Source organism: Rothia sp. HMSC071B01 (assembly GCF_001808945.1).
Taxonomy (GTDB): Bacteria; Actinomycetota; Actinomycetes; order Actinomycetales; family Micrococcaceae; genus Rothia.
Window position 1 is genome coordinate 1 of sequence record NZ_KV795039.1, and the last position, 8226, is coordinate 8226.

The following is an 8226-nucleotide window of genomic DNA, read 5'->3' on the forward strand; positions in this document are numbered from 1 at the left end:
GGGGGGGGGGGGGGGGGGGGGGGGGGGGGGAGCGCCCCGGCGGCTCCAGATAGCGCCAGTCGCTCGCCATGACCGAATGGAAGCGGGGCGCAGCCACCCCGGGCGGGGTATGAAGCACCCGGGGCGGCTCCAGACGGTGCCAGGCGCTCGCCTAAGCACCCGGGGGCGGCGCAGCCGAACCGTTACCCCCGAAAAAATTTTTTTCCCGTGATTTTAGGGACTTTACCAAAGGGACAAACCCCAAAAATAATAATTTCTACAAAATCAAAAAATGCACAATAAGAGCATGGAAAACAGGACATGACAATTAACAATTGTCATATTTTGAACCATTTCGGAAATTGATTACATATCATGTCATGATATGTAGAGGAAAGGATTTAAAAATGGCACGTACTTGGTTTGAGAATGGCTATGTAGCCTTCGATACTGAAACCACCGGCGTTCAGGAAAAGGAAGACCGCATCATTAGCGCGTCGTTGCTGTACTACAGCCCGACCCACGCCCTTGTGAAGCGTCGTACTTGGATTATCAACCCCGGCATTGAGGTGCCCGCCGCCGCTACCGCCGTAAACGGTCTGAGCACCGAATACGTCCAAAGCATGGGCATGCCCGCCGGTGAAGGCATTGCCGAAATCCTGGCGGCTCTGGCACAGTGCGCCCGCTACCGCATGCCGGTCGTTGCCTTCAATGGTTCGTTTGATATGACGGTTTTGCTCCATGAGAGCCGCCGCAATGGCCTGGCTCTGAGTAACGATTTTGCGGACATCTACAGCGGCGGTTTGCGTCTGATTGACGGTCTCACCATGCACCGCAAGGCACACCTGAAATGGAAGGGTCGCCGTAACCTTGGTGCCCTCTGTGAAGCCTATGGCGTGGAGCTTGGAGAGGCGGCGCACAATGCCACCGCTGACGCACGTGCCGCCGCTGAGCTGAGCGTGAAGCTCACCGCTGAGACCCCTGAGCTTTTCGAGGTGGACGCTTCGAGCCTGCACGTGGCACAGCGGCAATGGTACGCCGTCCAGATGGAAGACCTTCAGGCTTACCTGAGGGCTTCCAGGGGCGACGAAACCATCACGTGCCACCCTGAATGGCCTGTACGCCGCTAGGGTCTCAGAGCCCCGGCTAGGGGCGGGAATCCCACCCGCCCCGCCCCTGAGCCGGGGTGTTACCCACCCCCTTCTAGGGGTGGGTAACACCCCGGCTCAGGGGGTAGAGTCCAGCAGCGCAGCAGCCTAATTTACCAAAAGGACATACCTGTCGAAATCCCAGAAGTACCCCGCCTTTCCACCGAAAACCCAACCCCACACAGAAAGAAAAACCCCTATGAACACCCCCGCCCCCGTGATGCGAGAAGCCATCATTGACGCCGCCCTAGCAGCCATTCGCACCACCCTCATCACCGAAACTAAGCCCGCCTGCATTGACGGCTATTTCTTCCAGTCACCCACCTACCACGTCTTCACTCCAGACCCCCACGAAGGACATCTAACCGTCCTGCTACGCAACTACCCGGCCCTTGGCGAAGATACCCAGTTCACCATTTCCCGCACTCTAGATCAGCCCCCCGCAACCACCGCCGAACTTACCGCCGCCCTAAGCCGTCTAGGCTGGCGCCGCCTCCCCGACACCCACACCACCTAAACCCCACACACCCACACCACCCCTAGCAAACACCCGCCCACCCTTACACTGCACCCGCTGGCCTTTGCCTGGCGCTCGCCGCTGTTGCCGTGCGTGTATGGTCTCTGTGCGGCTTGCTAGGGGGTGGTTTTTTGTGCCTGCTCTTGGGTGGATCTTTAGGGGTGGGACATGAGCCCCTATAGTGCGGGTCCAGGGTGGGGTGAGGCGGGATTCTAGAGGTGTACCTACAGGCACCGATAGAAGAGGTTTTGAGATGGCTAATATCTCCACGGCATCAGGCTATGCAACGTTCGAGGCGGACACCCGTGAGGTGGTTCAGCAGCTGACGGAGGCGGTGAAGCCCATGAGTGAGAATGACAGCTACCCCACGGATTTCAGGTGGGATGATGACCGGTGGCCCAATGATGAAGGCACCCGCGTGAGGGTCGGTTTTGTGGGCTTTGGCCGGTGGGCATACTGTGAAAACGTGCAGTGGATGCCTGGCATTGTGGAGGCTCAGAACGTCCCTGAGCTGGAGCGTGAACGGTGGAGCGTTTTGTGGGATTTCTCTGACATGGAGAGCGGTTGCGATTTCTGTAGTAACTGCAAGATTTTGATTGAGCACCCGGCGGGTGTTCCGGTCGGTCAGAGTACTCTGACGGTCCTTGAAGATGAGGTTTATGCCCGTAGCACTGAGGGGCATTCGCTGCTTCGGTACCCTAGCCTGTACTAAAAGGAAAGGGTGATAAAACCCTAGCGAGTAGGGGGTGTAAAGAATGCATTCATATGTATTCTTGACACCCCCTTTTTTTATGTCTTGAAAACGCTCATTTATGGAAGGGACAAGTAGGCAAAATCAATAATTCGGTGCGCTCAAAAATGGGACGATAAGCATATCGGATAACCCCCTTATACCGAATGTCTTAATTGGAGGAAAAAATGAGTTACCGCGTTACCTATTGCACCTGTTCTAAAATGCCCGTCGAGCATTTCAATGTCATATCTACGGACATTCCCAATGATGCCGGGGTGTGCTGTACGACCCGGTTCAAGAACGGGGGCGGCTTTGATATGCGGGCGGTGTTCGAAGAGGATGCCCGCCGTAGCACTCTCGCCTACCGCTGTTCGGCTCTTATCCGCCGCCTGTTCCGCCGCCGCTAACCCCCTGCAGGTTATCCGGTAGCACCTCACCCCCCCGCCATAGAGGGGGGCGGGGGGTAGGGGATAGGGGCGCAGCCACACCCTATTTAGCAAAGGGACAAACGAGGGTAAACCCCAAAAATGCCGCCCCAAAAACGAGACGATAGACCCACAACACGACACACATACCGAAAGGAACACACCATGAACCCCCTGGCAACCCTGGAAAACCCCCTGGCAATCCTTGAGCCCATGCTCATTATGCTTGCCGCCTCCTGCTTCTTCGCCCTCTTCTGGGTCACCGTCGCTTTGCTCTCTGCACGCACCGAACAGCAAGCCGAAGCCGAAGCCGCACACCTCATCAACCGCTAACCCCCCTCTCGAAAGGAAAAAGCCATGTCCTGGAACCCCCCTAACCCCTACGCCGAATTCGACGACGACGACTACCTCGCAGGCTTCTACGGCTGGGCGGCACACCTCGGCTACCTTCTGGAGCAGAAAACCCCCAAAATCAGCACCGACCAGCACCCCGCCATCATCCCCATGATGGACGCATGCCACCACATCATCCAGACCAGCATCCGCGCACAAAACACCGGACAGGAAAGCACCGCACAGGAAAGCACCGCACAGGAAAGCGCCTAAACCCCAAGACGCGGGGTGCCGCACCAACAAACATCCGGCACGGCACCCCCACCCCCGGCGAGCGCGTAGGCGGGCTCTACCCACCCGCCCCGCCTTGCGCTCGCCAGGGCTGCTTCAAGCAGCACGGAGAGGGGATTTAGGAAAGGGACATTCCATGTCGAATCTCAGGGTAGGGGCCAAAAAATCAAAGATGATGGAACCAACAACACGACACGATAAAGGAGAAACCGCCATCCACCACCCCGACGCACAGCAGGGGGAATCAGATCAGATTTGGTGCCCCTTTGAATCCAACCAGCAGCAGGAACCTAGCTCTAGGGCTTCACCGCTGGTGGTTCACCTGACCGTACCCGATACAAACCCAGTGAAAACACTATAGACTCCATATAAGAAAGGATGACCGACCTCATGACTTCCTACAACGAATGGTTGAAAGACTACCTGATGCAAGGTGGTGCCCCCACCCACGTCTACGATCGCCCCGGAGCTAAAGGCTTCGTCTGCATCGAAAACAACCCGCACCTGGTGAGCCTTCCCCTTGGAAAGATGTGCGGTGCAATGTCAAAGAGCTTTGTCCTCAGCCGTCAATACGATGTCGAAAAGTATCAGGGCCGTTTCTACGGTGGCCACAACTCCCTCTACGGTTGGGATAGTGAAGGTAAGGCTAAGGTCTACGGTGATATTGTTCCTGTGTACGAAGACACTGTGGATAGGCTGATCGCTCTTGATGAAGAGGCCCCGAGCAAGGTACGTAATGTGATCTTTGGGGTTCGTAAACGGGAAGCAGAGCGCGCTGAACGGTGGGCTGCCGAGTGTGAATCCCGCCGCAAGCAGTCTGATATCGCTCGAATCCTCATTGAAGAGGTGTTGGGCAATTCTGAGCTCTATATCAAGGACAGCTCTTGTGTGACTTCCTATAACGAGTGGTTGAAGGATTACCTGATGCAATGTGGTACCCCTACCCATGTGTATGACTACTCCGGAGCTAAAGGCTTCGTCTGCATCGAAAGCAACCCGCACCTGGTGAGTCTCCCCCTTGAAGATATGTGCGGTGCACTGTCAAATAGCTTTGTCCTCAGCCGTCAATACGATGTCAAGCAGTACCGGAACCGTTTCTACGGCGGTCATAACGAGCTTTACGGCTGGGATAGTGAAGGCAAGGCGCGGGCCTACGGTGGAATTGTCCCCCTGTATGAAGACACCGTAGATAGGCTGATCGCTCTTGATGAAGAGGCCCCGATTGAGGTGCGTTATAAGATTCTCAAGTTCCGCCAGAAGGAAGCAAAGCGCCAGGCAGAGTGGGACTCTAAAATTGAGGCTGACCATCTGCAATCAGAGATGAATAAACGCTATATCAGCGAAGTGCTGCACAATCCTGATCTCTACAAGGAGCAGTAGAGCAATCCCTCCGTGAATCTATAGGGAACCTTTGACGGCCGCACACCCCATCTAGGTGTGCGGCCATCATCTGTTTAACGGCTTCCAGATCAACGGGCCTTGGCGCTCGCTCCCTCTTCTGACCCGTTTGGTATAGCAGCCTTATGGACACAAGGTGCTCTCTACGGTGCATCAAGGAGCTCTAGGTGGGGTTCTGCAGCAAAAGTGCAGGCATGAGCGGTCATGCCTAACCTCCGGGGTGTTGGATCCTTACCCGGGTAGGGTTTGCCTCTTCTGAATCCCTTATTTACTCAAGGGACAAACCCGAAAAATATATCTAGCGGTGGCGAAAAAATCGAGAAGATGAACCTGTCGATACCGACAGGCCATGACCTGAAATTTTAGAGAGAGGAATCATCATGGACAACCACCAGAGCGCACGTGAAGCGCTGAACCACTTGCTGGCTACCGACACCTTCTTGCGGGGCACCTTGGTCCCTACCGGCGACGTTGAGCTGAGCAAGAGGTGGAACGCAGCCCGCCCCTTCCTCGATGACCTCGACGAAAATCGCCGCCGCGCCCGTAGCATGAAGGCGCTCTTTACCCGAAACGCCCGGAAAATGTACGAGGACAACCAGAGGTTCTATAACTACATCACCAAGGAGGGGAAAGAACGTACCGACATTTTTATGGGGCGGCTGATTGACCCGTTGCCTCACTACGGTTCCCCCGTCTTGACCGGCCCCTCTATGCCTTTGACCAACACCATTCAGGTGCAGGTTGGCTCCATTATTCAGGTGGGCGTGGGCATCACCTTTCATGGCCGCACGACTGATTTTCGGGTAGGCCAGGTCGAATCCATTAACCCGGCTGACGGTAGCGCCTCAGTACGTTTCAACGACGGAAAGCTGCACCCCATGTCTTTCATTGGCGGCGACATGGCTAAGTTGAACTACTTCAGCCTGTATCAAAGCCGAGATTTTGAAGTGCCCGTCTCGCACATTGTCGGGGCCACTCTCGAAGAAGCGGACAACAAGTACACCCACGATTATGCGCTGAAGACGCTCGCTGAAGTCCTCGCACAGGAATCAGCCCGATACATGCACCGCTGGCCCCCGATCAACGATAACCGCCGCCCAGAATACCGCCCGGCATTCGAGCAGGACCCGTTCACCGGCAACCCTGAAACCTATGAGACGGAATGGGCGAAGGTCATTCAGGCCGGGGAAGACTTCTACCGCCCCGGCGGGGTCCTGGAGAAGCGAATCAAGCAGACCCGCCAGAAGCTCGACGCAGCACTGAAGGCATACCAGAAGGAACTGAAGGGCTAGAGGCTAGGGGCTGCACCGCCCGGCGCTCGCCGCCGCCCTGCAGAGGGAAGAGGGGGGTATCTCAGAGCTGAGATGCCCCCTTCTTCATACCCAATTTAGGGAAGGGACAAGCCCTATTTTTCTCAAAAGAGCAGCCGAAAAATCGAGACGATAGACCCAACAGCAACGCATACGATAAGGAGCACATCATGACTGATACACCCCAAGCCCGCCCGGTGACCGGTTCGGGTCTTCCCGCCGGTGAGACCTTTTACCCGGTGCCCTATTTTTTCGACGTGATGGATATGCCCGTCACCCCCACACAGGCATGTAAGAGTGAGCCGGTGACCGTCCCTATCCGCATGGAGGTCATTCCTCTACCCGGCAATTCGTCGCCGCTGATGAGCTTCTGCGGGGACGGTATGAAGCTTCTAGAAGAGCTTGCAGGGCATGAAGATTTCTACTGTGCGTGTCTGGAAGCGTCCGTAGCGGGTGACTCAGCTCAGATGCTTCACCTGTTGGTGGACCGCGTCGCCGCGTACTTGAAGGTGAGCCCCACCGTAGCGGGCGTGTACCTCAAATACCCGAAATACCCGCCCCGAGCGCTATAGCGCCCCCGGCTGAGCTGGACCCCCCTCAAGGGGTTTTGGTGCAGCCAATTTAGGAAAGGGACAAGAGCATCAAAACCTCAAATGAGACCCCGAAAAACTTAGAAGATAAGAGCGTACCCACCCGATACACCCCCGTAAAGAAAACTCGGTACGAAAGAGAAACCCATCATGACCAAAACAGCACGCAAAACCCGCACCAAAGGCTCCATGCCCAGCAGTACGAAAGACCTACTGAGGCGCTGTAAAAAGATTGGGCTACCGATAACCCGGGGCGGCTCTGGACACCCCCGCATCTGGCTCTCAGGCGAACCATGTACCGGACTCAGCATCACAGTGCCCTCCACTAGCTCAGATTGCCGCTCCATGCTCAACAGCATCATGCTCATCCGCTCGTACACCGGGATAGACCTACGCACCATCTAACCCCCACCCGGTAGCAGAGCCGGGGCACCTGAAGCAGGTCAAAAACAGCCCTTCAGGTGCCCCACCCCCCCCCGCAGCCTGAAGCTGCCACACCCTCATTTAGCAAAGGGACAAACATTGTCGAAACCCAAAAGCGCCGCCCCAAAAACGGGACACTGAAGGCATCAACCAACCGACGAAATGTAAAGGAGGCACGCCATGAGCGACCTGCCCACCCTCACCCCCATCACCGACCCGCACAACCCTAACCCTACCGCCGTACCGGCTGAGAACGCCTACGCCCTCACCTACAGGCGCAAAAACATCCACGGCACGGTGAGAACCGTACAGGCGAGCCCGAACGGCACCCCGAGCCAGATTCTCGCATCCCTGGACCGCATCATCACCCACCAGGCAAACAGGCGAGGAATTACCCTCAACATCCCAGAATCCCCCACCGCACAGGACATTATTCCTATCCTCCGTCCGGTGTGGAAAGACCCCGATAACCTGGCTATCGTCCCCGCCCGTGAACGCTTCACCCAGGCAATTCAGAGGCTAGGACATACGGACGAATCAGGAAACACGACCTGGCGCCTGGCACTGATTCCCACCCACTACACCACCGCCTCTCACCAGCCCGGATACGTCCGCTACGTCGTTCGTGCCACCCTGTGCGTATGCGTCCAGACCCAGGAAGAACCTATCTGGCACTGGCTCACCACCCACATGGGCCGCCGATTCAGCCCCGGCAAGCCCGCCGACCTGAGCCCGCACCTCTCATTTATCGACTTTGCCGCCGAGGTGCCCGCCGCCCTCTTCGAGGACCCGCAGCGACTAGAGGAATTCCGCCAGCACCTGATGAGTCAGACCCCGACCATCACCGCACAGGCAACCGCCGAGCTGGAGCGCCGCTACGGGCTTCCGACCGGCTCCATCATCCCGAAGGCGACCCCTGAAGAGGTCTTCAGTGATAACGCCTTCCCCTTCTGGGCCCGGCGCCGCATCCGCCGCATTGCCAACAACGCCGCCGCCTAACCCCTACACCGCCCCCCCCTGCACACCAGGGGGGCACCCGGCAGGGTGGGGGTATAACCAGCAAGGTTATACCCCCCCCC

9 protein-coding genes are annotated in these 8226 nt (G+C 57.1%); all 9 read left to right on the forward strand.

The features are described 5' to 3' along the window. Positions 1-386 precede the first annotated feature (386 nt). The 9 genes from HMPREF2527_RS00105 (at position 387) to HMPREF2527_RS00150 (ending at position 8146) form a co-directional block, all read left to right on the forward strand. Positions 387-1109, forward strand: coding sequence for an exonuclease domain-containing protein (locus HMPREF2527_RS00105; protein ID WP_070505404.1), 723 nt, complete (start codon positions 387-389; stop codon positions 1107-1109). A gap of 217 nt (positions 1110-1326) precedes the next feature. Beyond that, positions 1327-1644: a hypothetical protein gene (locus HMPREF2527_RS00110; RefSeq protein ID WP_070505406.1), complete on the forward strand. Its 318-nt coding sequence runs from the start codon at positions 1327-1329 to the stop codon at positions 1642-1644. Positions 1645-1897: 253 nt separating this feature from the next. Then, positions 1898-2356 carry a hypothetical protein gene (locus HMPREF2527_RS00115; protein WP_070505408.1) on the forward strand — a complete coding sequence of 153 codons (459 nt, stop codon included), beginning with the start codon at positions 1898-1900 and terminating at the stop codon, positions 2354-2356. Positions 2357-2967: 611 nt separating this feature from the next. Then, entirely contained in the window at positions 2968-3135 is a 168-nt protein-coding gene (locus HMPREF2527_RS09725; RefSeq protein WP_168161073.1) for a hypothetical protein, read from the forward strand. Positions 3136-3159: 24 nt separating this feature from the next. Continuing rightward, a complete protein-coding gene (locus HMPREF2527_RS00125; RefSeq protein WP_070505412.1) occupies positions 3160-3408 on the forward strand; it encodes a hypothetical protein in 249 nt (82 codons plus the stop codon). Positions 3409-3816: 408 nt separating this feature from the next. Further along, on the forward strand, positions 3817-4806 hold the full coding sequence (locus HMPREF2527_RS00130) for a hypothetical protein (RefSeq protein WP_141744411.1): 990 nt from the start codon (positions 3817-3819) through the stop codon (positions 4804-4806). A gap of 398 nt (positions 4807-5204) precedes the next feature. Beyond that, positions 5205-6116: a hypothetical protein gene (locus HMPREF2527_RS00135; RefSeq protein ID WP_070505416.1), complete on the forward strand. Its 912-nt coding sequence runs from the start codon at positions 5205-5207 to the stop codon at positions 6114-6116. Between the two features lie 188 nt (positions 6117-6304). Beyond that, positions 6305-6706 (forward strand): hypothetical protein, encoded by a 402-nt coding sequence (locus tag HMPREF2527_RS00140; protein ID WP_070505418.1) that lies wholly within the window; start codon positions 6305-6307, stop codon positions 6704-6706. A gap of 621 nt (positions 6707-7327) precedes the next feature. Continuing rightward, complete coding sequence (locus HMPREF2527_RS00150; RefSeq protein ID WP_070505422.1) at positions 7328-8146, forward strand: hypothetical protein; 819 nt, start codon at positions 7328-7330, stop codon at positions 8144-8146. Positions 8147-8226 lie beyond the last annotated feature (80 nt).